The following is a 22291-nucleotide window of genomic DNA, read 5'->3' as shown; positions in this document are numbered from 1 at the left end:
AAAAACGCCAATTACCAGCAGAAAGAAAAGGCCCCGCAATGGGGCCGAATGTTTTTTTCCCTCAGCAAAAGGCTTCGGGTGGCGCCTTGTTCCTCAATCCATCGACATCACGTTGCGTCGCACAGCATCGCTTTTGGCGAAGCTCCGGATGATAGACTTTTCCGATTCCGGCATGTTCTTGAGCAGGATTTTATTCTCGTATGTCGTTTTGTTGTTATTCCATGACGCTCCAGGCACGACCGATCCGCGCACCTCGACAGAGCCACTCTGATTGCGCATGTGCAGACTCTCTCCGCCAGAGGCTCCTTGGTAGAAAAGATAGCGCATGCCTTTTGGCAGGAGGTACGGACCAAATGCGGTCACATAAACGGCGTAGTTCTTTTGCATCTCGGCAGGAATGTGAAAGGCGAAGTTTCTGTTTTGCAGCTGCACATCCGCCTCGCCTTGAAAAGCAGCCCCTGGACCATAGGCATAAGCAGCAAAAGCGGGAAGCGGCGTCTTATCGAGATATACCGTTCCGATCGGTTTCGGTATCGTCATTTGTGCAAAAGGGGTTCCCGCCAGGGCCAGCGGGGAAACTAACAACAGAAAAAATAACACGATATTTTTCATACGGATTCCCTCCCAAGAAAATGAAAGCACGATTTCGCCTTTTTCATACCATCAACTGGACGGATGGGCGGATGGCTTTACCGACCAATCCTGACAGCCCACTATCTTGGATACATGATTTGGCCGTCCAACATCAATGGTCACGCAACTTGTCCCGCATCGACTGGGCCGTAAGAAGATCTTCCGCCATATCCGGCGTGAACTGTTCTCCCAACCGGTCACGCAGTTCCTCCCAAATCTGGATCGCCTGCTCGTAGTCGGCCAGGGCCTCTTGATGTTGGCCGAGAGCGCTTCGGGCGACGCCCCGGTTCCCATACGCGCTGGCCAGATCGTTGGCCATCTCGGGCGTGAATCGCTCTCCCGGCCGACTGCGAAGGTCCTCCCACATAGAAATCGCTTGATCGTAGTCGGAGAGGGCCTCCGAATTCTGACCAAGATCGCTCCGGACATTACCTCTGTTCACAAATGAGCTAGCCAGATTGTTGGCCATCTTGGGAGGGAACTGCTCGCCGAGTCGCGTCCGTAGCGCATTTTTCATATAAATCGCCTGCTCGTAGTCGGAAAGGGCCTCTTCATGCTGACCGAGAGCCATACAGACGTTGCCTCGGTTCAAGTATACGACAGCTAGACCATTGGCCATCTCGGGCGTGAATTGGTCTCCCAATTGGCTGCGCAGATCCACCCAAATAGAGATCGCCTTCTTGTAGTCGGAGAGGGCCTTTTCATGCGAATCGAGAGCCAGCCAGACGTTGCCTCTGTTCATGTATGCGCCGGCCAGATCTTCAGCCATCGCGGGCGTGAACCGCTCGCCGAGTTGCTCTCGTAGCAATTCCATCCTGTCAATCGCCTGCTCGTAGTCGGAGACGGCCTCTTCATGCTGACCGAGAGCCATACAGACGTTGCCTCGGTTCAAGTATACGACAGCTAGACCATTGGCCATCTGGGGCGTGAAGTCCTTTCTCAATTGGCTATGTAGGTCCTCCAAGATGCGGATTGCGCGCTCGTAGTCGTCTAGGGCATCCTGATTCTGGTCGAGGTCGCTCCGGACGACGCCTCGGTTCCCATACGCGCGGGCCAGAGTTTCAGCCATCTTGGGAGGGAACTGCTCGCCGAGTTGATTCCGTAGCGTTTCCATCTTGTCAATCGCATGTTCGTGGTTGTCTAGGGCCGCCTGGTTCTGACCTACAGCGCTGAGGGATTTGCCCAGGTTTATTTCTGCGGCGGCCAGCCCGGTAGTCATTTCGACCGTGAAGTGATTGCCGTGTTTTTCTCGTATTTCTTCCCAAATCTTGATTGCTTCGTTACCGGCATCAATGGCTTCACGATTCTTTCCAATGGTTCTGAGAGTGTAGCCTAGATTTGATAAAAATCCGGCTAGGCTGGCAGCCATGTATGGCGAAAGCTGCCCTCCGCTTTGTTTGCGGATCAATTTCAACATGCCTATGGGCCGATCAAAATCAGCTATCGCATCTCCATTATTTCCGATAGCAAAAAGAGAAGCTCCTCTTCTTTCACAGATGCTTAACCACGTTTGAAGTTCGTTAATATTTGTTAACAAAAACAGAGAGGTATCGGAATCCAAGGTATATTGCAGAGAGGGCGTTTTTTCCTCTGTCTCCCAATCCCAACGAAGTAGAGCATCCGCAGCAGAAATCCGCTGCAACGCATCCCGATGGTGCGATCGGTTTCTGTGCGCGTTAGCACGATCCAGCAGCTCTTTGGTCAAGCTCTGTCTGAGCGATTGATCGGGCGCGATGCTTAGTTTCGGCTGGGCATCCAGCTCCAAGGACAAGCCATCGAGGTGCAGGAGCACCCAGTCCAGTGCCGGCCCGCGGAAGTCTTTTCCCTCCCCGCGCTCCGCCTCTGGGGTATCCAGCCACTGCCGTTGGCGAAGGAAGAGATTCTCGACCCAGCGGCGTGCCAGATCGGCAAGGGCTTGGGGATTCTCCTCTCTGAGCAGATCCTCCAGCCCCTTGATACCCAGGCGGTACCGGGGACCATCGCTCTCGCCACGCCAAGTGGACAGCAAGGGTTTCAATAGGTAGAGGAGATTGACGAGGTTTGGCGTCATTCGCGGCGTGCCCTCCACCATCTCGCAGAGTACCGGCATGGGCAAACCTTGCCAGGGACTGCGCGCCAAAATCGGGAGGGATTGCATCGACTGCTCAAAAGCGCGCTCCGCCAGCGCAAGGGTATAGAGGGCACGGTCGATGCGCTCTCCCATCGGGGTATTGGCATAGCGGTCCCGCAAGGCCCTTACGAATCGCGGCAACAAGTGCTCGGCTCTGGCCAGGTGATGGAGATCCTGCGCTTTCAAATCGCCATCTTTCAGGCGATCGACCAGGAAGCGGAAGTACAAGAAACGGGCATCGCTCTGCTCGAGCAGCTGCGGAAAAATTTCCTCAAGAGGCTGGCCCTGGATTTTTCCTTGCAGAGTTTTTTCTGCGTACTCCCGGAGCAAGTCCCGATACTCGGGGTCCTCGAGCCCCAGCTCCCGCCCGGGCGCGGATAGAAGTGACTGCAGCCGGTTCTGTATCCAGAGATCGCAGTCGGCGAGAGGACGCGAGGTGAGCAGGAGGAAGACTTTTTCCGGCATCTCATCGGGACTCGGCAAGAGGTCGAGGATGCCGGGATGTTCCTCGGCGAGCTCGTCCAGACCATCCAGAATGACGAGAATGGGTTTTCTCCCCAGGGTTTGGAAGTCCTTCAGGAACGTCAAGAATGCCTGTGGGCTTGGGTTGGCGATGTCGAGGCTGGGCAGTACCTGCGTGCCAGCGCTCAGGTTGAGCGCGACTTTGAGCAGATCCCGCAACCCATCGGCAAACTGGGCCAAGTGGTAGTGGTACTCCCGTCGTATCGCGAAGCTGACCACGGCCAGGTCGTCCCGCAACGGCTTTTCCCCCAAGATCTCGGCGGTCTGTGGGTCCAAACCCTGCACGAAGGTAGACTTTCCGACATGCGCCGGCGCCCGGAGCCAATAAAGTCCACCTTGCCCGGAATCCAGCCCGTCATCGATGAATTTCCATAAAGGATCGCGCAGATATGCAGGAGAGAGATAGCCTCGTTCGATTGCCTGCTGACCGAGCAGCTCGACAACATCACCGGGGATGCTTGCATCGTTGTCGAAATCGATCTCCGCACGATGTTCTTGCGGGATGTTCAGCCGTCGCCATTCTTCCAGCAGGCCGCTGTCCACCTGGAGGGGAACCGGAAATGCGTGACCCTGTTCGTAGTTGAGCACTCGGAAGTCCGGCAGGTATTTCTTGGGGCGCAGGCAGTCGTAATGGAAAGTCTCGGCACGACCGCAGACTTCGCAGCGGCGCACGGCCAGGTAGGGGCTCAGGGAGATTTTTTCCCCATCGCTGCGACGTTGGAGCCAGAGCCCCTGCCAAGGCTCCAGTGGATGCTCGACAGATTGCTGCTGCTGCGGGGCATGCAGCGCCTGGCTCCCCATAAGGGCACGCTCCCTGTCGTCGATCAATAGCAGCCCTTCTCCGATGTTGCCAGCGGCCTGCAACCCTCGATGCAGATTGTTTTCTCCATCAGCCCCTAAAAAACGCTCCAGGCCTTGCATGGTGGGTTCCAGATCGCTTCCCCGAACCCCGTGCCCGATGGTCTCGTTGCGCCAACGGACCATTTGCTCCAGCACTCGGCCCAATACGGTCTGTCTTTTTCCGCTGCGCCACAAGCGGGCAATGGGCCGCGTGAGCCAGTCCGGCTGCCGCTGGGGCTCGGCTTCCAGCCACTTTGCCAGGCCATCGGCCAGACGCACCCAGTCTCCCATGGTCAGAGGTTTGGCGAAGAGCTGGGACAACACCTCGCGGCGCTTGTCTTCTGGCCCTTTCTCCCGGATCTCGCAGGTCATGGCCAGGGTCGAGAAACGAGCGAGCAATTCGGCGAAATCCTTGAGCACCAAGGCCGCTGCATCAATCTGCCCCCTTTTCAGCGTACTGCGCAACAAGGCATAGGTATAGGCGATCGGTGCCGGCCAATGATCGAGAACGTCGCTGCACCAGGCGTCAGAATCGGCAAGGCCTTTGGCGCGAGCGCGAAACTCGTCTTCCCGCAGCGCTAGTGGATCTGGTATGTCCTCTGGGGCAGGCGCAGGGGCATCGAAACGTTGCTCACAGTCCTGGCACTCCCACTGCCGGGCTTTGGGCTTCCAGGCAGTATCGTGGCTGTTACAGTGTGGGCAAACAGCGGCCATCTTTTCTTCCTCCCTTTGACGAACGGACAAGCTGCCAAAATCTTAGTATCTTTAACCGTTATGCTGCCTGGCGGCACCGCGAAGGGAGTCCAAGGATGGCAAGCAAATTCCGCGACAAAGCCGAAAAGGCGCTGGATGCTGCTTTGCCTCATTCCTTCCCGATGGTTTTGTCAAAATTCCACATGGACCACAAACCCAGCGCGGCCCCTAGGAGGCTCCCGAGAAAGATCCCGATTTCCCAATGCTCTACCAAGGCCAACATTGGGCGCAGCACTTCTGGGGTCTTGTTGGCCGTAATGACGAACCAGGTGCGCATGTCCGGCATGGCGAAGGGGAGTCCGCTGGACGCAAAGGCCTCAAGGACTTCGTGGGTCACCAAAAAGCCGCCGACGGCCCCAGAGAGGCGGCCAATCCAGCGGGAGCGGCGTGCCCCGATCAGTTCCGCCACATCTTTGGCGGTTTGTTCCTGAAAACGGATCCGTTCGGGGATCGACAGGGCCTCTTCCCAGAGACGGTGAAAGCGGTTGTGCAAACTGATCTGGCTGACCACGGGATATTGAAAATAGCGGCGATACTCGACGGTGGTCTCGAAGATTTCTTCGATTCCCTCGCGTTCTTGGCGGCTTCCGGAGCGGGTCCGCTCCATGGGGATCCATTCCGTGCGATTGAGGAGCCAGAAATGGGCATGGAAGGAAGCCAGCGCCAGGGGAAGATAGGTCTTGGGGCCAGTGCCCTCGACAAACCCCTTCAAAAAGTCCGAGGCAATCGGTTCTCCGCGGACCACCGATGCGCCCCCTTCCAAGCTGGCCCCATGGCAGACGTAGGGAAAGGGCTGCCAAATCGTTGCCTGGATCATCTCCTGGGCAGGTTGGTAATCGATCGTCTGCCGATGGGACAAGCGGGTAGTCAGCAGGTCTAGGGGCTCTGGACTATCCGCGTCAATCTCCAGGATGGAGTAGAGGATGTTGCGGCTACTCCGGGAGGAGTCATATTCCGGGACCAGTGGACGGATCATGCGGCCTGCCAGCAGGACGAGCTGTTGGGGACCGAACACGTCGTGTTCTGTCGCGTCGAGATTCTTGATCTGCGGCGCTCGGGCATGGCCGAGCACGTAATTTCCTTCCAGGATTCGATCGGCTCTCTTGACGTTGGGATAGCGCCAGGCAAGGTCGAGAATGCCGATACCGGTACGAAACAGATAGAGCCGGGCATCGAGCAACTGCAGCGCCAAGGTTTCGTGCTCGCCGAGCCGACAGCGTTCTTTCGCTTTGGCCCCGATGGGCAGCTGCCAGAGCCGCGGCTTTCCACCTTTGCGTTGGGAAAACATCGTGGGCTGTGCCAAGTCCAGCGGGATACAGAGCAACGGAAAGTGTTCCGCTCTGCTGCCGATGATCTGGCGAATGATGGGGTAGAAGTCCTCCGTCGCCAGCCCTTTTCCGGAGCTTTCTTTCCATACCGGGCCGTTGGCTTCGAAGTTCCCTGCCGCCAGCGATACGCCACCCTCCGTAATGGTGGGCGCAGTGAGTTCCAGGTCCGTCGCCGTCGCGGACGTCACTCTTCGCGCGACGTTTTGGAGTGCGTCCGCACCCATCAAGCCACCGGAAGGTTCCTCCTGCCCGAAGGAGAAGGGGAAGAGACCGTGAATCTTATGGGAGGCGACATTGACCATGGGGGAGCTTTTCCTTATCCGCGCAGCAGAGCCCGACGTGGGGCTCCCTTCCTGTTTTCCGACGGGTGAGATTATTACGCAGGGTCATTGCCGAGCGGAATATCGTGCCCACGACAGTATTCCCATCGCGAAGCTCATGCCGAGTATCCTCGCGTCCGTAACGGGGTGCACGAAATGGCCTTTACCACCGCTAGATCTGATACGGCGTTCCCTCATGCCGATGGCCGGTGAAGGGCTCGGTGTGCGGCAGGATATCCTCGAGGGTCACGATCCTCCCACCCCACACGTCCACACCGACATCGATCATGCCCGGGTGCCGGCCACCATTACCGTGGGTATGGCCGTGCAGGTGCAGGATGTTGCGCATGTCGCCCCAGGAGGCTAGGGGATAGTGGCAGAGCAGGAGATGTTTGCCATCGACACGAACATCCAGGAGCCGGTGTTCCTCGTCCCAACCCTGGATCTTGCCGTCATCGTGGTTGCCGACGACCAGAATCTTGTGTCCGGGTAGGGAGGCCAGAATGGCTTCCATGCGCGGCCTGTTTTGGGCATTGGTAACGGAGAAATCGCCCAAAAAATAGACGGTATCCCTGCGGGTCACGCGGCTGTGCCATTCGCCAATCAGGCAGGATTCCATTTCCTCGATGGAGGAAAACGGTCGCTGGGTGTATCGGATGATATTTTTGTGGCCCAAGTGCCAGTCAGAAGTGAAAAAGATGGTCATCGTTTCCCCCGCGCCCTGGCGTCCCGGAAATCCAGGAGCACTTGGGTCCGCTCCGCAGTCGTGGCTACCATAGCAAAAGGCGAGCTCTGGCGCATGTCGTTGGCGTGCTCATCCGTGCTGATCATGAGCGCGTACATGCGGGCGAGCGATTCTGGAGAATGCAGCGCATCATCGAGGATCCGCACCCGCTATGCAAGCCAGATGTCCTCCGGCCTCTGTGCAGAAAAATGCTGCGCCTACTCCAGCGCCGCACGCAAAAAGCCCTCCGGACCCTGCCGCTCCATTTTCTCCCGTATCGCCCGGAACAGAGCCGGCTTTTGGCCTCGTGGCGGAATATCGCAACTTCCTCGACTGGATACCAGAATTGTCGCCCAGTCCTGGCGCGAGCGCACCATTGCATGATTTCTGCCCTCTCCGGGAACGCCGCTTTCAGATAACAGGTGTAGCAGCGATTCGGTAAGGGACCGGCGTTCTTTCAGGCGGGTTTGCGGATGTAAGAAAGTAGAGAGCGTAGAGGATTGGCGGCGAAGTGCTCTTTCCAGAGTCTTGGGGTGAGCTGCGTCGCATCCTTGACAGGGTGCCACCCGTGCAGGACATCGACGATGTAGTCCTAAGGGTACACACCCTGCAGCCGGCAGGTACTGAGCAGGCTCTGGATGATGCCTAGGTACTCGGCACCCAGCTCGGTAAGGAGCCTCATGCTGGCAACACAATCCACTCAGGGAAAGAACGCCGCAGGGAGACCGGTTACTGTAGATCAGCAATCCCAGGCTTCCAGACCGCCAGAACAGAATCGTCAACCGGTCTCTGATGCGGTTTCTGCCCCGCAAAAAATTTTCGCTTCTTTTCGGAAACAGGCGGAAAAGATCCGCTGGATTCTGGTTGGTGAGCCTCTTTTTTTCGTCGACCCTCTATGTTGGCTTAACTTTATGATAGAAAAGTATCAAAGAAAAAACGTGCCAAAAAATTTGATAACAGAGCGTCATGGAATCAGATTGTTCTCTGCATTCATTAGGAGTTGGCATGTCCATTTCCTTTCGGCGCATTTCCCTTTTCCGTCTTCCTTGGGTGTTGCTCCCCTTATTCCTGACCGGGTGTCCGATACATCCTGACAAGGATTTTCCTGGGGCTGCATCGGTTGACGCGCGACTATGCATGGATGCTGCGTTTTTGGTGGCTGAGTCAGCGTGGTGTGGTGCAGGCGCCGATTTTGTCTACGGGTGAGGTAGGGATTCGGGTAGAGGGGCGGACCTTGAGTGTGGGCGAGCGGATTTTCCGTTTGACGGATTCGGGTTCGTTTCGGATGCCGAAGGATTGGGCGCCGGTCATTCAATCGCCTGATTATCCGAATGCAGGGCTGCCGTTGATCCAGTTTGTGGGCGCGCCTACACCTGCGCAGACAGCGGAACAGGAATACACGCAAGATGGCGTCCCGACGGTCCCACCAAATGGCCAAAATGTTATCCGAATGGTGACGAAATGACACCATCATATCGCCATTTTGACATCATCTTATCGCCATTATGTCGCTATTTTGGTGTCATCATGGCGCCATTCGTACTTTGGTGCTATTTTGTCACCATTATGTGGCCATTTTATCGCCATTTATCATTTGGGGCTCCTCGACATTTCGAGTGGGTAAGGCGGTATGATTGCCTGATAGAGCGGGCAGCGAGCTGAGGGAAACGATGGACCAAGGGAATCAACTGTTCACACTGGCATTGGGCTTGGTTCCACCGTGGGCGGTGGACGATGTACGGTTTACCGTGGAGGAGAAGCGGCTGGACCTGCACGTCAATTTCCCCAAGGGGAGCCACTTCCCTTGTCCGGTCTGCGGCTAGGACTGCCCCGTCTATGACACGCAGGAGAAGGTCTGGCGCCACCTCGATTTCTTCCAGCATGGGGCCTACCTCCATGCGCGGGTGCCGCGGGTCCAGTGCCCGGAACACGCTGTGCATTTGGTGCCCGTCCCCTGGGCGCGGGAAGGCTCAGGGTTCACGCTGCTCTTCGAGGCTATGGTCATGGCCATGGTTCGGGAGATGCCCGTGTTGACGGTCGCCCGCTTGGTCCGGGAGACGGACCAGCGGCTCTGGCGAGTGATCGAGCATTACGTCGCCAAAGCTCGTGAGGCCGTAGACATGTCAGAGGTCCATGCCATCGGTGTCGATGAAACCAGCAGCCGGCGCGGCCATGACTACATCACCCTGTTCGTGGACCTGGAGGCCAGGCGTTTGCTCTTTGCTACCCCTGGCAAGGACGCCAGGACTTTTGCGAAGTTCTCCGACGATCTGCAGGCCCATGGTGGTAGCGCCGAAGCCATTACGGAGGTGAGCATGGACCTCTCGCCGGCCTTCCAAAAAGGCGCTGCAGAGCATCTGCCCCGTGCCCAGATCACCTTCGATCGCTTTCACCTGATGAAGCTCATCAATGAGGCCGTGGATGCCGTGCGTAAGAGCGAAGCCCTCTCCCAGCCCGATCTGAAAAAGAGCCGCTGGCTGTGGCTCAAGAACCCGGGAAAGCTCTCGGCCAAGCAGAGCGCCAAGCTCTAGGAGATCCTCAAGAACCAGAACCTCAAGACGGCTCAGGCCTACCAGTTCCGCCTCTCCTTCCAAGAAATCTTCACGATCCAGAATCGCCACCAAGGCGCTGTGCTCCTCAAGGCCTGGATGGAAAACGCCAAGGCCAGCGGACTACCCCCTCTGGTCAAAGTCACCTACACCCTCATGAACCATTGGGACGGGGCATTGCGCTGGTTCGAGAGCCAGATCACCAACGGGATTCTGGAGGGATTCAACAGCCTTCTGCAGTCCGCCAAGGCCAAGGCTCGGGGTTACCGTACCCATAAGAACTTCATCAACATGGCCTACCTCATCTTGGGCAAGCTAGATCTCAGGTTACCCACATGAAACGTCGAGGAACCGGCAATTATTTCGGACGATGCGCAGGTCTCAGGTTTCAATCCGCGCCCGGTTTATGAGCCGGGCGATACGCTTCTTCGGGCAGCCCGAGTTCTGCCAGTTCCTGTTTCAATCCGCGCCCGGTTTATGAGCCGGGCGATACCGATCTGGACAATATCCCAATCCATCAGCACCAGAGGTTTCAATCCGCGCCCGGTTTATGAGCCGGGCGATACCGGAAGAAATGCTGATCAGAGCGTTCCGCCAAGAGTGGTTTCAATCCGCGCCCGGTTTATGAGCCGGGCGATACCTCACTTCGTTTCGCGTGATGCCTATGGTATGGCGGTTTCAATCCGCGCCCGGTTTATGAGCCGGGCGATACATTCCCGCGCTCACGATGGGCGCGACGTCCTGTGGTTTCAATCCGCGCCCGGTTTATGAGCCGGGCGATACGCCAGCGCGGGCGCATAGCGCGAGTTCACGAAGAAGTTTCAATCCGCGCCCGGTTTATGAGCCGGGCGATACCTGCGCATCGAGCGCGAAGAGCTAGAGGCACAGCGGTTTCAATCCGCGCCCGGTTTATGAGCCGGGCGATACGGCCGAAAGTGCGCAAGGAAAATTCGCGCTGACGACGTTTCAATCCGCGCCCGGTTTATGAGCCGGGCGATACAGCTGACGGCTGGTTATGGCGCCATCGTGCGGATGTTTCAATCCGCGCCCGGTTTATGAGCCGGGCGATACATCCCGCAAAACTCGGCTTGGGATTTGGATATCCTGTTTCAATCCGCGCCCGGTTTATGAGCCGGGCGATACATCTATCAGTGGCCGGATGAACTTACTCCGGTACTGTTTCAATCCGCGCCCGGTTTATGAGCCGGGCGATACCAGGATCGCAGCGTCAAGCAGGCCGTGCGCCTCGTGTTTCAATCCGCGCCCGGTTTATGAGCCGGGCGATACCTCCGGTGCAAGGCTGATATTCCAAGCTACAAAAGGTTTCAATCCGCGCCCGGTTTATGAGCCGGGCGATACCGCATCGGGAGCTACCTACACCGCTGGCGGTACAGGGTTTCAATCCGCGCCCGGTTTATGAGCCGGGCGATACGCTCCAGTTGAAAGGCATAATGTACGGCAGTACATGTTTCAATCCGCGCCCGGTTTATGAGCCGGGCGATACTTACCGATACCCCAACTTCTCGGCACACTTGTATGTTTCAATCCGCGCCCGGTTTATGAGCCGGGCGATACATTGCATGGTATTCACCGAGGGATTCGATTTCCCAGTTTCAATCCGCGCCCGGTTTATGAGCCGGGCGATACCGTTGTTACATCATAGTGTGGGTACGCTTTGTCTTGTTTCAATCCGCGCCCGGTTTATGAGCCGGGCGATACGGCTTCGGCACGACGCGCAGCGTGTCCATATCCAGTTTCAATCCGCGCCCGGTTTATGAGCCGGGCGATACTTACTCATTTTGTCTCTCCTGTTTCGATTCCCAAGTTTCAATCCGCGCCCGGTTTATGAGCCGGGCGATACAAACTGACGCGGGCACGTTTCATACGTGTTGATAGTTTCAATCCGCGCCCGGTTTATGAGCCGGGCGATACCCGCCGGTCTCTTTGGTGAATTGATAAACCTCATCAGTTTCAATCCGCGCCCGGTTTATGAGCCGGGCGATACCATCCCAGTAATTTTCATGCTCTGGTCCTGCTAAGAGTTTCAATCCGCGCCCGGTTTATGAGCCGGGCGATACCTCGGGCGTCCCCGAAGGCGTGAATCCGATTAGTCAGTTTCAATCCGCGCCCGGTTTATGAGCCGGGCGATACGGCCATCGTATGCTCAATGCAGCAACCGCAGTCAGTTTCAATCCGCGCCCGGTTTATGAGCCGGGCGATACCGCCGTCCTGATGATTCATAAACTGGGGAGAGGTGTTTCAATCCGCGCCCGGTTTATGAGCCGGGCGATACGACCCTTCCACCGTGCCCATTGGCGTGCAGATCAAGTTTCAATCCGCGCCCGGTTTATGAGCCGGGCGATACCAAGGCCAGAGAATCGAGACCGGCCAGGGGCACTAGGTTTCAATCCGCGCCCGGTTTATGAGCCGGGCGATACCGGTTAAAAACCCGGCAACCGGGAAACCAATTGATGTTTCAATCCGCGCCCGGTTTATGAGCCGGGCGATACAGGAGTTGGCTGACCAGTACAAGCCGCGCCATGGGTTTCAATCCGCGCCCGGTTTATGAGCCGGGCGATACGTGATTGACCAGGGGCACAAGCTCGTGGCCAACGTGTTTCAATCCGCGCCCGGTTTATGAGCCGGGCGATACCCGCGTTGCCGAGGGCGATGAGGGGTCCGTACATGTTTCAATCCGCGCCCGGTTTATGAGCCGGGCGATACCTTGTGGAAATTGGGGTTCTTCTTTCCCTCTCTTATGTTTCAATCCGCGCCCGGTTTATGAGCCGGGCGATACCGCGTCGAGTTCCCGGGGTGCGTTGGCGTTGGCCCGTTTCAATCCGCGCCCGGTTTATGAGCCGGGCGATACCCCGCTATTGCCCAGGGCCAGTAAGGGGCCATAGGTGTTTCAATCCGCGCCCGGTTTATGAGCCGGGCGATACCCGTTCCTTGCCGCCGACGAACACTCGGCAGATCGTGTTTCAATCCGCGCCCGGTTTATGAGCCGGGCGATACCTCGAGTGGCTGCCGAGCATTGACGCGCGGCTTGAGGTTTCAATCCGCGCCCGGTTTATGAGCCGGGCGATACCCTATGGCAACGTGCCATACAAAGTGGCCTTCGATGGTTTCAATCCGCGCCCGGTTTATGAGCCGGGCGATACCGCATATCCGGCAGCGGCATGCCGTCGGAGCTGATGTTTCAATCCGCGCCCGGTTTATGAGCCGGGCGATACCGTACGGGCGCGTGCCCTACAAGGTGGCCTTTGAGGTTTCAATCCGCGCCCGGTTTATGAGCCGGGCGATACCCTCTCTATCGGCATCGAGGAGTCCATTGAGTCGCTGTTTCAATCCGCGCCCGGTTTATGAGCCGGGCGATACCCCTGTGCGCGGCGCAAAAGGCGTGAAGCCCGACAAGTTTCAATCCGCGCCCGGTTTATGAGCCGGGCGATACTCCCAAAATGCCGAGGGTGTATCGGCGCTATATTGTTTCAATCCGCGCCCGGTTTATGAGCCGGGCGATACCCTGGACCTGCGGTGAAGATTGACCCAGACATACAGTTTCAATCCGCGCCCGGTTTATGAGCCGGGCGATACCGCATATCCGGCAGCGGCATGCCGTCGGAGCTGATGTTTCAATCCGCGCCCGGTTTATGAGCCGGGCGATACCCTTCTCCGCCTCCAACCATGCAGGATCGCGCAGAGGTTTCAATCCGCGCCCGGTTTATGAGCCGGGCGATACCCCACAAACATACAACCGTCTGTTGTAAAAGAACTTTTTCTATTCTTTGCGCGAACCTGAGCAAGAGGCGTTTGAGACATCGGTTCACCGCAAGGAACATATCATAGAATGGAATATAAACAATACGTTGAGCGGTGCGCGAAACGGCGGGTTCAAGAGCGACGAACCGGGTTCGCGCCTCAAATGACGAGGGGAGCCGTGAAATCGATGGACCGGAAGGTGCCATATTGCTTGATGCGGAGATCGGTTGGTTCAGAGATGCGATAGAAGCGCAGATTGTCCTCCTTTTCATCGATTTCTGCCAGTAACTCGCGCTCGAAAGCTTCATATTGTATTGCATTGACCTGGCATTCGAATACGGACTTTTGCACTCTTTGGCCGACACGCTCACAGGCTTTGGCCACACGGCGAAGCCGCTTGCGACCAGCCGCGGTTTCAGTGGAGACATCATACGTGACGATAATAAGCATGATTCGGTCCTCAACGCGCCAGATAGGGTAAGTAACTGACCATCTCTCCCCGAATGCTACGTGCCATCAAGCGTGCTTGCACGAAGGGCAGCAGGCCAATGGGCATTTTTTGATCCAGCAAGGGATGGGTGATTTCCTCCTGCTTCCGCTCCTGCCACGCAGCCACGACTTTACGTCGACCTTTGTCCGCAAGCAGTACTGCCCCACCTTCTCGTTCTTCAAAATCGCCGTTGCTGAGTTGACCACGGTTGACTAGAGTGAGCGCGAACCGGTCGCAAATGGCGGCACGGAATTCTTCCTGTAGATCAAGAGCCAATGCTGCCCGGCCAGGGCGCATTACGTGCAAGAATCCGAGCTGGGGATCAAGGCCAACCGTCTCTAGGGCGGAACGGCAGTCATTCATCAGCATGGAATAGAGAAAGGATAACAGGGCATTGAGCTTGTCCAGGGGCGGGCGCCTTGTGCGGCCGTTCCACTGAAATTGCGTACGCATGTTGGGCTTAATGATGTAATTGAACGCCGAGAAGTAAAAGCGTGCTGCGTCGCCTTCGATCCCCCGTAGCTCGTCTACTCCTGATGCCTCTGCTGTGGAGCGCAGGGATGCAGCCAAGTGTTTAGTAGCTATATTCAATTGGTTCGCGTCCTCCAGATCTTTGGCTTCCCTAGCTCCACGTTGTAACAGCGTGCGGCTATTACGGATTTTGCCCGCTACACAGGAACGGGCTAGTTCCAGTGTTATTGCAGCGTCGTTGGCGCTCCGATATTGGGCTTGGCGAAGCAGGATGTTTCCTGAGATCGGTCCTTCCATGCGTGCTTTGAAGCGACCGAAGCCATCCAGCAGCACCAGGGACTTCCCTTCGTCGGCCAAACGATGCACCAAGGCAGGCGAGACCATCACGTTGCCAAAACAAACCAGCGCGCCCACATGGTGCAGGGGCACTTGTAGGCGTTTTTCATGCTCCACGTCTACTCGCAATGTTGTGTTGTCCAAGTGGACATAAGCCTGTGGGGTCATTACGTAGAGAGTGTTTTGCAGGGTGATCATGGCCATTCCGCATCAAATAAGCGCGTGTGTTGCTCACGCTGCTTTTCAAGGGAGGTCAGGGCCTCAGGCTGGCAAATGTCCCTGAGTGAGCATTCCTTGCAGCGTGCGTCATTCACCGGAGACGGCAGCTTGCCGGAAGTGAGCATGGCGCGAATAGCCTCCGCAGCTTCCACCACCAGTGCTCGAAGTTCGGGGGTGATGCTCACCACACGTCGGCGGTGGCTGCTGGCATGGAAAATTGCCCCTTGCGGAACCGGTCGACACAGCATGTCTTCCAGACAGATGGCTTGGGCGGCAAGTTGAATGTCGTCATGGATCTTTTGTTGTTTTCGCCCATGCTTGAATTCCACAGGAAACACTGTACCGTCGGGGTGGAATTCCACCAGATCTGCCTTGCCGATTAGCCCCAGCCGGTCCGACCACAGCGGCAACGCCCGTTCCACCCGCACTCCGTGCCGGACCTCGTAGCCGGGCGTGTCCACCAAATGATGCACTGCCTGCCCGCGTGCCGTGTGGATATTCTCCGCAAACTGCTGCTCCAGGTGGATCAGGCCGCACTGTCGCGGGCAGTAGGTCCAGTGCTGAAGAGCGGAGAGGGGAATGGGGTCTGTATCGGTCACCATGCAGGTGCTATCCTGTTACATAAGGCAGCAATGATACGAGGCAAATCATGGTCGCGATACTCCAAGAGATTGAAAACCAAGCCTTGCAGCTTTCGCCGCACGAGCGCAGCGAGCTAGCCCATCGTCTCATCGTGAGCTTGGAAGAGGAGCCAGAGGATTCTCCAGAGACCATTGCTAAGGCCTGGGATGAAGAAATTGCCCGGCGTGTAGCCGACTTGGAAGCGGGACACACGCAGTGGATTCCTGCCGAAAAGGTGTTCGAGGAAGTCGATGCCCTTATCGCCAAACGGACGCGGTGAAAATCTCGTTCAACCCAGCAGCCCGGCAAGAATTTGCTGACGCAGCAATCTGGTACGCCGATGAAGCTGGGGAAGCGCATGCAATGCACTTCAGAAACGAAGTGCAGCGCAGCTTGCAATTGATCAGCGCGCACCCAGCTATCGGCGCGCCTTCCTCTGGCGATACGCGCAGAATAATCATTCGTCGTTATCCCTACTCGATCATTTATCGTATCGATAGCGGCCACCTGCGGGTACTCGCCATCGCCAGTGACCGTCGTCGTCCGGGGTATTGGTCCGGGCGGCGGTAGCATCTTAAACCATGCTTAGAAGCGTCACGCCTGAGGGCAACTCCGCCTCGTTCACGACGACTTCATAGTCCGCGAAGCTGCGCGGCACGTCTACCTTTCGCACCACCTGGATGCGCTCGAATAGCGAGTGCGCCGGCGCATTGCCCAACTCCGACTCGTGCTTGAACACGTACAGCCTGCGTGTTGCCATTTCCCCGCGCGCAGCCGAGCGGTCATGGTCAAACATCTGGCCAAGCGCCTGCCATAGCAGTTCTAGGTCGGCGTCTGAAAAACCGGTCTGCCTGGCGAGGAAGCTGGAGATGAAGCCATGCGCGACATAGAGGCCGTATGGAACGGTGTGCTTGCGGCCCATGGTACGATTATCGCCTCCCTGCTTTTCGGCTTCAGCTTCGGTAGCTACGGCCATGCGGGTAATCGAATGCTCTTGCGCGATGATAGGATCGACCGAACGCGCAAAGGTGAGCTGCACTGGTCCGCGCACTTGGCCGCAGTTGATGCCGGTGGACATAACCGCTCCGAAGGTGCGTACGTCGAAAAAATTCTGGCACATCCAGTCTCTGGCCTTGTTCACTTCGTCGCCGCCACCCTTACGCTTTTTGACAGGTTTTTTCTCTGGGGCTCCGTCGGAATCGGCCTCAGCCGGTTCCACATCTAGCTGCAGCGCGGAGTAAGCACGCTGGTTTTGTAGATTGAGGATGGCTTTCTCGCGCACGTAAATCTCAAAACGCTTTTCTCCCGGCTGCGGGTCGCGTTCATCCTGATCGCGAGTCATGGCCACGAAGTTACGTACCTTGCGCTTCAATGCTACGTCAGTCACCAGCCCATGTCCGGTTTCGGCATCCAGGCGCGGCAAGTTGCCGGCATCAGGGTCGCCATTGGGATTACCGTCTTTCACATCAAATAGCAGCACAAAGTCATAGCGATTGGCGATACTCATAGGGTTTGCTCCTTGACGGTGACGGGGGAGGGTTTACTGAAAAAGGCTTGGCGTTGCTGGTAGTAGCCGAGGGCGAAACGCGCCTGGTCTGGCAGGGGCAGGATACGCGGCGGGAAGGCGGTGGCATCGAAACCGTCCATGATTTCGCCAATCAGCCTCTCACGGGTGATCGCGAGACCGGCGGCCAGCTTGCCGAGGTGGTGCTTATTTAACCGCAGCAGCGTCGGGAACACCGCAGCTGGGGTGCTCGACGCCGCGCCATAGTAGCGGTCGCGGATGGTGGCGTTGAGTCCGGGGCTGGCGTCTTCCTGGATTTTTTCCAGCGTGGCGAACAGTCGACCCAGCCGATAGGCCGGGTTGGCATTGGATGGATCGAGCATGGGCGCGAACTCCTTCTCTTGGGTATGACGTGAACGAATCCAGCGGTTAATACTGCCCTTGATGGCAGCGGCGCGGGCATAGGTGGGTTTTTGCTCGGCGCGGCAGCGCGCCACAGCCAGATTGAGCAGGGTGGCCGGATAAGGCAGGCCTTCGAGGATGGCGCGCATGACTTCGCCGCCGAGGTTGGGCGGGATGTTGTCAGACTTGTTCAGTAGCGCCACGCCGGTGAGCAGGCGAAATAATGACAGATGTTCAGGTTCGTAGATGGTGTGGACGATGGCCACATCCTCGAAGTGCTGCCTGATGCGCCGCGCCAACTCGCTGGCTGTGGCAGTTTCCCAAAAGCGGATGCTGATGCGCGCTGCGTTGGGTGCAAGGCCGAGCACATGGAAGCGGGTATCCGGCCTGCCGACACTGAACTGCCCCGACGCTACGGACGTATACAGGGCCTTGATCGCTTCAGTGTTTTTGTCCGGGTTGTCCTTGAGTGGTTCGCCGAAGAGATCGGTCAATGTATCTTCCAACTCGTGGGGCTCCTCGGCCCAGAACACAGTGGAGGTATCACCGACCTGAATGCGCTGCTTCGATGCCAACAGGTGATTCAATGCGGTGGTGTAGGCGAATGAAGCATGCAAGCTGACCGGCGCGTTTTCACCATTGCGTTCGCGTTTGCCGTAGGACTCAAATGCGCGGGCGTTGAAGGAAATGATATTGCACCCGGCAGACTGCCCGCCCCAAACGCCCTTTATGACGGATTCGTTCGGTGCAAGTGGCACATCAACCTCACCGGTTACTAAGCAATTGCCGTGCAGTTCGCTGCCGGCTTGCGAAGCGGCCAGCGCTGTTTCGTATGCATCGCGGACGGCGGGACGTAGGTGAATGCCCTCCATATCGGAGATAAGGCGAAAGATCAGAACTGGGTCGCGCTTCTCGAAATCGTCTTTGGCTTGGAAACGATGTACTAATGCTGTGGAGGCTTCGGGGTTGTCACGAAGGTTGATGCAGAACCGACGCACGGCTTCGACGCCTTTATCGTTTAGGTCACCAAGCCATTCTTGAAGAGTGTCTATGAAGCCACACAGCTTGACGTCGCCCTTATTGCCTTTGCCAAACACGAAACTGGCGTTGTCCCAGAGCAGATTGGCATCCTTGCCGCTGTTGGTGTGCTTCATCGCCTGCTTGCCGATGGCGGTAACCAGCATGTCGCGCGGAATGGTCTTACCTTTACTCCGTTCTCCGACAGCTTCGAGGTTGACGCATTCACCCTGCTCGTCGAGAACAACGACATAATCGACGCCACGGCGCACCCATCCCTCGCGCGGCAAGCTGTCAACCCGGTCGTAGTAACGATTCAGAGCTTGCAGAATCATCTCCGCACCTCCGCGCTGTCCCAGGCTGGAACATGCACCACGCCTTGCTCCATGCGCGCGCGGAAAAAGCGCGGCTGTGGGTCGGCTGGGTTGGAGAAGTCCAAATCGTGCAGCATGAAACCTAAGTCGCGGGATTCATCGATAGGTTGTGGCTCGGTGGCTTTATCGTCAACGAGCCGGAAATGCGCCGCGAACTCACGGGTGCCGAGGTAGGGCTGATTGACGCATTGGCCCTTGGCCGCGCGGCGCTCGAACATCTCGTGATACTTCGGTGCGCGGGCCTCAGGGTCGTGCGCGGGCAGGAACTCCAGATCGGCATGCACCCGGTATGCCACATCGCGTAAGAACAGCCCGGCGCGCTGCTGGCGGTCATCCTCAATATAGAGAGCTAGGTCGCCTTGACCATTCTTCATAGCGGTCTGGACATTGTGGCTGGAGACCACACCAGCCACCTCGTTACGCCGCAGATTGATCCAGCGGATGGGTTTGAGCACCTCGATGCGGCGCACATGCCAGCGGATTGCTGGCTTCCAAAGAATCGCCTCGAAGCAGGCGCGTGCGGCCGAAGGAGTCATCACGTCGTAGCTCACCCGTTCGACCTTCATTTCCGGCCGGGTGAAACAGGCGTAGGGGCCAGAAAGTTCAAGGCAGTAAGGCTTCATAAGACCTCTCATGCGATGCAAACAGGGTGAACCGGAGTGCCCTCGGGATTGAGGCCAAGGGTGGTGTCGTACAGCCAATCGCTCACTTGCGCGAACAGCCCAGGCATGATTTCCTCAATGTCGCCTTGTCGGAGCAGTTGCATGGCTTGGATGCGATGCAGGTTAACAGTGTAGCGCTGCAGCTTGCGCATCAGCCAGCGTTCGGGACCATCTTTACGCAAGGTCGCTAGCCACTTGTTGATGCTGTCGTCCTGGCCATTAACGCCCTGGTAACGCACAACGATGGGCATGCTGTCTTCATCTGAAATCAATTTGAATTTCTCTGCTGCGGTGCGGAAATTGACGGCCAGTTCGCGTCCGTCAAGCGCGTTGTCGGCCATGAACAAGTCATCGCAGATGCCTTTTTTGTCGAGTTCACAGGCATGGTACAAACGCTCGAAATAGCGGGCGAAGCACTCGAGCGCAAGCGGCTGCTCGGTGTCGCCGTACAGAACGCTGCGACAAGCGTCCTCGCCACGACGCAGAAGCCCGGGTGGAGCGGGCTTAGGCGGCACGAAAATGACGACCTTGCCTTTGGCGGCCAAGTGGCCCTCGCGGTTGCAGCGCCCTGCCGCTTGGGCGATGGAATCGAGCCCTGCGAGCGCACGAAATACCACAGGGAAATCCACGTCCACGCCCGCTTCGATCAGTTGGGTGCTGACCACACGCGTAGGTATGCCGGCTTTTAGTCGCGCCTTGATGTCGGCGATGACCAGCGAACGGTGGGCGCCGCACATCAGCGCGGACAGATGCAGCGTCCCCGCATCGATCTTCTGCATCTGCTCCCACAACGCGCGAGCATCGTTGCGGGTATTGACGATAGCGAGCACCGAGTCGTGTGCGGCCAATTCCGACGCCAGCTGCGGCCATTCTATGGGTGTATGCCAATCTGCAGGTAGAAGTACCCGCACGCGTTCCAGTGAATGGTAGAGCGCATCAGGATCGCTGATGATTTCACGCACATTGTCCAGGCCGCGCAGGTTCTGGCGCGCGTCAAAATAGGCGCGAGTGCTCAAGGCGGGCTGCGTGGCGGTGGACAGCACCACGGTCACGCCGTAGTGCTGCGTCAACAGATTGAGTACGTCGAGCATCGGCTGTAGAAATTCCGGAGGCAACAGCTGCGCTTCATCGAGGATGACGACGCTATCCACCAGATTATGTAGCTTGCGGCAGCGCGATGTCCGGGCGGCGAACAGTGACTCGAAAAACTGCACGTTGGTGGTAACGATAACGGGCGCGTCCCAATTTTCGCAAGCCAAGCGTGAAGCGTGGTTTTCCTGGCTGGGTTCGGATTCGGCATTGCTGTGATGCTCGATGACCACTTCGCCGAAGATGCTGCGGAAGACGTCTGCCGTCTGCTCGATGATACTGGTGTAGGGGATGACGTGAATGACCCGGCGCTTGCCGTGTACTTGCGCATGGGCCAGGGCGAATGCCATAGCCGAGAGTGTCTTACCGCCACCAGTGGGCACGGTGAGCGAGAAAAGGCCCGGAGTGAGCGCGGCTTTTTCCCGACACTGGCGCAGAATATCTGCGCGGATGGCGTTGACCGCCGTGGGCAGGGCCAGTGTAGCCAGCTGCGCCATGTGAGCGTCGAAGCGGGGCTCTAGCTCGGCAAGCGCAGGCCAGCAGTTACGTTGCGCGAACTTGTCCGGGTCCATGTAGCGCTCGGTGTCGAGGAAGTCTGCATCCACCAGCGCCGAGAATAGCATGCGCACCCACAGGGCAAAGCCATTCTTGCCACCTGGGATGATGCGCAAATCTGGCTTGAAGCCACCAGTATCCAGTAATTCTGCGGGCGGATTTTCGGCCAGTGCTTCATTGAGTTCATCACGACTATCTGCGTTGCTCAGTCGCACATCCAGCCCTCCAAACCAGTCTGCGAGTCCCGCATGATGTCCAGCGATTAGATAGGCCAGCACTCGACCCGCCGCACCGAAGCGATCCGTTGCAAGCATGGCCCCCGCCGTAGAATGTGGCGCCTTGCCCGCTTCGCCCTTGATGTGTGCATCGACCTCAAAGCCACTGGCCAAGCGGATGTAGCGCTGGAAGCGCGGGCGGTATTTACCGAGATCGTGCCAGCGCCCGGCCAATCGGGCCCAGTCGCCGCCATATTGTTCCGCGAATGTCGCGGCCAGCGTACCAACACTATTCAGATGCTCTAGTAGGTCGTGCGGATCACGCCAAAATCCGTCAGCATTTTTCGCGGCATGAGCGATGCTACTACTTATGGGCATGATTTGCGCTGCCTATCCGCACTTTATTTCCTCTCGTTCGTCGTGACCAGCCAGACGCCAAGGCCTGTGCCGCGATCAACAGGCCATGCCATCTTCTTCAAGATCCGAACACTTGAGGCGCGCACGGCCAAGCGAAGAGCCGCCATGCAGAATCTGCACAAGAACATTTTCCAACTTCCGGCTATAACCGAAGGTAGTTGCTCAGGAGATTGTATGCTTTCCATCCACGCCAAGAAAGGCTCCAACCTGGAGCACGTCGCCAAGGTGGCTGACTATCCAGACGAAACCCCCAGCGACCAACCCAAGCGCACAAGCGATTCCCGGCCTGGATCGGGCGCCATCGAGGACTATTACAGCCAGAATAACGGTGGCACGCCCAGGAGCTATGGTCAAGAGTGGTGTATCAGGATTTGCTGACAT

The 22291-nt window shown here is 57.5% G+C and carries 16 protein-coding genes, 2 pseudogenes and 1 CRISPR repeat array; of the genes and pseudogenes, 6 read left to right on the top strand and 12 right to left on the bottom strand.

Annotated features, from left to right (window positions below):
* Positions 1–93: 93 nt before the first annotated feature.
* The 5 genes and pseudogenes from M5D89_RS09475 to M5D89_RS09455 all read right to left on the bottom strand — a co-directional run.
* On the bottom strand, positions 94–612 hold the full coding sequence (locus M5D89_RS09475; protein WP_248885560.1) for a hypothetical protein: 519 nt from the start codon (positions 610–612) through the stop codon (positions 94–96).
* 133 nt (positions 613–745) lie between these two features.
* Positions 746–4819 carry a tetratricopeptide repeat protein gene (locus M5D89_RS09470; RefSeq protein ID WP_248885559.1) on the bottom strand — a complete coding sequence of 1358 codons (4074 nt, stop codon included), beginning with the start codon at positions 4817–4819 and terminating at the stop codon, positions 746–748.
* A gap of 148 nt (positions 4820–4967) precedes the next feature.
* Complete coding sequence (locus M5D89_RS09465) at positions 4968–6488, bottom strand: hypothetical protein (RefSeq protein ID WP_248885558.1); 1521 nt, start codon at positions 6486–6488, stop codon at positions 4968–4970.
* A 190-nt stretch (positions 6489–6678) separates the two neighbouring features.
* Complete coding sequence (locus M5D89_RS09460) at positions 6679–7212, bottom strand: hypothetical protein (RefSeq protein WP_248885557.1); 534 nt, start codon at positions 7210–7212, stop codon at positions 6679–6681.
* Positions 7213–7687: 475 nt separating this feature from the next.
* Positions 7688–7900 (bottom strand): annotated as a pseudogene (locus M5D89_RS09455) (IS66 family transposase); the annotation flags it as partial.
* Positions 7901–7910: 10 nt separating this feature from the next.
* On the opposite strand from M5D89_RS09455, the gene M5D89_RS09450 reads away from it, so the two are divergent.
* From M5D89_RS09450 to M5D89_RS09440, 3 genes and pseudogenes are all read left to right on the top strand, one after another.
* On the top strand, positions 7911–8324 hold the full coding sequence (locus tag M5D89_RS09450; RefSeq protein WP_248885556.1) for a type II secretion system protein M: 414 nt from the start codon (positions 7911–7913) through the stop codon (positions 8322–8324).
* A 26-nt stretch (positions 8325–8350) separates the two neighbouring features.
* Positions 8351–8695, top strand: a complete 345-nt coding sequence (locus M5D89_RS09445) for a type IV secretory system conjugative DNA transfer family protein (protein ID WP_248885555.1) — start codon at positions 8351–8353, stop codon at positions 8693–8695.
* A 205-nt stretch (positions 8696–8900) separates the two neighbouring features.
* Positions 8901–10118: pseudogene (locus M5D89_RS09440) on the top strand (ISL3 family transposase).
* A 46-nt stretch (positions 10119–10164) separates the two neighbouring features.
* Positions 10165–13518: a CRISPR direct-repeat array (repeat unit 37 nt; unit sequence GTTTCAATCCGCGCCCGGTTTATGAGCCGGGCGATAC).
* A gap of 179 nt (positions 13519–13697) precedes the next feature.
* On the opposite strand, the gene cas2 reads toward M5D89_RS09440, so the two are convergent.
* From cas2 to cas4, 3 genes are read right to left on the bottom strand one after another with little or no spacing between them, the layout of a single operon-like run.
* Positions 13698–13988 carry a CRISPR-associated endonuclease Cas2 gene (gene cas2 / locus M5D89_RS09435; RefSeq protein WP_248885554.1) on the bottom strand — a complete coding sequence of 97 codons (291 nt, stop codon included), beginning with the start codon at positions 13986–13988 and terminating at the stop codon, positions 13698–13700.
* A gap of 10 nt (positions 13989–13998) precedes the next feature.
* Positions 13999–15033: a type I-C CRISPR-associated endonuclease Cas1c gene (cas1c, locus tag M5D89_RS09430; RefSeq protein ID WP_248885553.1), complete on the bottom strand. Its 1035-nt coding sequence runs from the start codon at positions 15031–15033 to the stop codon at positions 13999–14001.
* Positions 15030–15656, bottom strand: a complete 627-nt coding sequence (gene cas4, locus M5D89_RS09425) for a CRISPR-associated protein Cas4 (protein ID WP_248885552.1) — start codon at positions 15654–15656, stop codon at positions 15030–15032. Before cas4 ends, cas1c begins: the two co-directional genes overlap by 4 nt.
* A gap of 47 nt (positions 15657–15703) precedes the next feature.
* Between cas4 and M5D89_RS09420 the strand changes: the two genes are divergently transcribed.
* Entirely contained in the window at positions 15704–15955 is a 252-nt protein-coding gene (locus M5D89_RS09420) for an addiction module protein (protein WP_248885551.1), read from the top strand.
* On the top strand, positions 15892–16245 hold the full coding sequence (locus M5D89_RS09415) for a type II toxin-antitoxin system RelE/ParE family toxin (protein WP_346347713.1): 354 nt from the start codon (positions 15892–15894) through the stop codon (positions 16243–16245). Before M5D89_RS09420 ends, M5D89_RS09415 begins: the two co-directional genes overlap by 64 nt.
* A 4-nt stretch (positions 16246–16249) precedes the next feature.
* Here M5D89_RS09415 and cas7c read toward each other — a convergent pair whose 3' ends face one another.
* Genes cas7c through cas3 form a run of 4 tightly spaced genes read right to left on the bottom strand, consistent with a single transcriptional unit; the run spans position 16250 to position 21871 of the window.
* On the bottom strand, positions 16250–17182 hold the full coding sequence (gene cas7c, locus M5D89_RS09410; RefSeq protein WP_248885549.1) for a type I-C CRISPR-associated protein Cas7/Csd2: 933 nt from the start codon (positions 17180–17182) through the stop codon (positions 16250–16252).
* A complete protein-coding gene (cas8c, locus tag M5D89_RS09405; protein WP_248885548.1) occupies positions 17179–18933 on the bottom strand; it encodes a type I-C CRISPR-associated protein Cas8c/Csd1 in 1755 nt (584 codons plus the stop codon). The genes cas7c and cas8c overlap by 4 nt, the downstream gene beginning before the upstream one ends.
* Positions 18930–19595, bottom strand: coding sequence for a type I-C CRISPR-associated protein Cas5c (gene cas5c / locus M5D89_RS09400; protein WP_248885547.1), 666 nt, complete (start codon positions 19593–19595; stop codon positions 18930–18932). The genes cas8c and cas5c overlap by 4 nt, the downstream gene beginning before the upstream one ends.
* Positions 19596–19603: 8 nt before the next feature.
* Complete coding sequence (gene cas3, locus M5D89_RS09395; RefSeq protein WP_248885546.1) at positions 19604–21871, bottom strand: CRISPR-associated helicase Cas3'; 2268 nt, start codon at positions 21869–21871, stop codon at positions 19604–19606.
* Between cas3 and M5D89_RS09390 the strand changes: the two genes are divergently transcribed.
* Positions 21845–22288 carry a hypothetical protein gene (locus M5D89_RS09390; RefSeq protein ID WP_248885545.1) on the top strand — a complete coding sequence of 148 codons (444 nt, stop codon included), beginning with the start codon at positions 21845–21847 and terminating at the stop codon, positions 22286–22288. The genes cas3 and M5D89_RS09390 overlap by 27 nt on opposite strands.
* Positions 22289–22291: the final 3 nt, after the last annotated feature.

Source organism: Acidithiobacillus acidisediminis (assembly GCF_023277115.1).
GTDB classification, from domain to species: domain Bacteria; phylum Pseudomonadota; class Gammaproteobacteria; order Acidithiobacillales; family Acidithiobacillaceae; genus Igneacidithiobacillus; species Igneacidithiobacillus acidisediminis.
This window is presented reverse-complemented; position numbering and strand designations above follow the sequence as displayed.

Coding starts and splice junctions, on each gene's coding strand:
- M5D89_RS09475 (WP_248885560.1), bottom strand. CDS start 612: ATGAAAAATATCGTGTTATTTTTTCTGTTGTTAGTTTCCCCGCTGGCC.
- M5D89_RS09470 (WP_248885559.1), bottom strand. CDS start 4,819: ATGGCCGCTGTTTGCCCACACTGTAACAGCCACGATACTGCCTGGAAG.
- M5D89_RS09465 (WP_248885558.1), bottom strand. CDS start 6,488: ATGGTCAATGTCGCCTCCCATAAGATTCACGGTCTCTTCCCCTTCTCC.
- M5D89_RS09460 (WP_248885557.1), bottom strand. CDS start 7,212: ATGACCATCTTTTTCACTTCTGACTGGCACTTGGGCCACAAAAATATC.
- M5D89_RS09450 (WP_248885556.1), top strand. CDS start 7,911: ATGCTGGCAACACAATCCACTCAGGGAAAGAACGCCGCAGGGAGACCG.
- cas2 (WP_248885554.1), bottom strand. CDS start 13,988: ATGCTTATTATCGTCACGTATGATGTCTCCACTGAAACCGCGGCTGGT.
- cas1c (WP_248885553.1), bottom strand. CDS start 15,033: ATGATCACCCTGCAAAACACTCTCTACGTAATGACCCCACAGGCTTAT.
- cas4 (WP_248885552.1), bottom strand. CDS start 15,656: ATGGTGACCGATACAGACCCCATTCCCCTCTCCGCTCTTCAGCACTGG.
- M5D89_RS09420 (WP_248885551.1), top strand. CDS start 15,704: ATGGTCGCGATACTCCAAGAGATTGAAAACCAAGCCTTGCAGCTTTCG.
- cas7c (WP_248885549.1), bottom strand. CDS start 17,182: ATGAGTATCGCCAATCGCTATGACTTTGTGCTGCTATTTGATGTGAAA.
- cas8c (WP_248885548.1), bottom strand. CDS start 18,933: ATGATTCTGCAAGCTCTGAATCGTTACTACGACCGGGTTGACAGCTTG.
- cas5c (WP_248885547.1), bottom strand. CDS start 19,595: ATGAAGCCTTACTGCCTTGAACTTTCTGGCCCCTACGCCTGTTTCACC.
- M5D89_RS09390 (WP_248885545.1), top strand. CDS start 21,845: ATGAGCGATGCTACTACTTATGGGCATGATTTGCGCTGCCTATCCGCA.
- cas3 (WP_248885546.1), bottom strand. CDS start 21,871: ATGCCCATAAGTAGTAGCATCGCTCATGCCGCGAAAAATGCTGACGGA.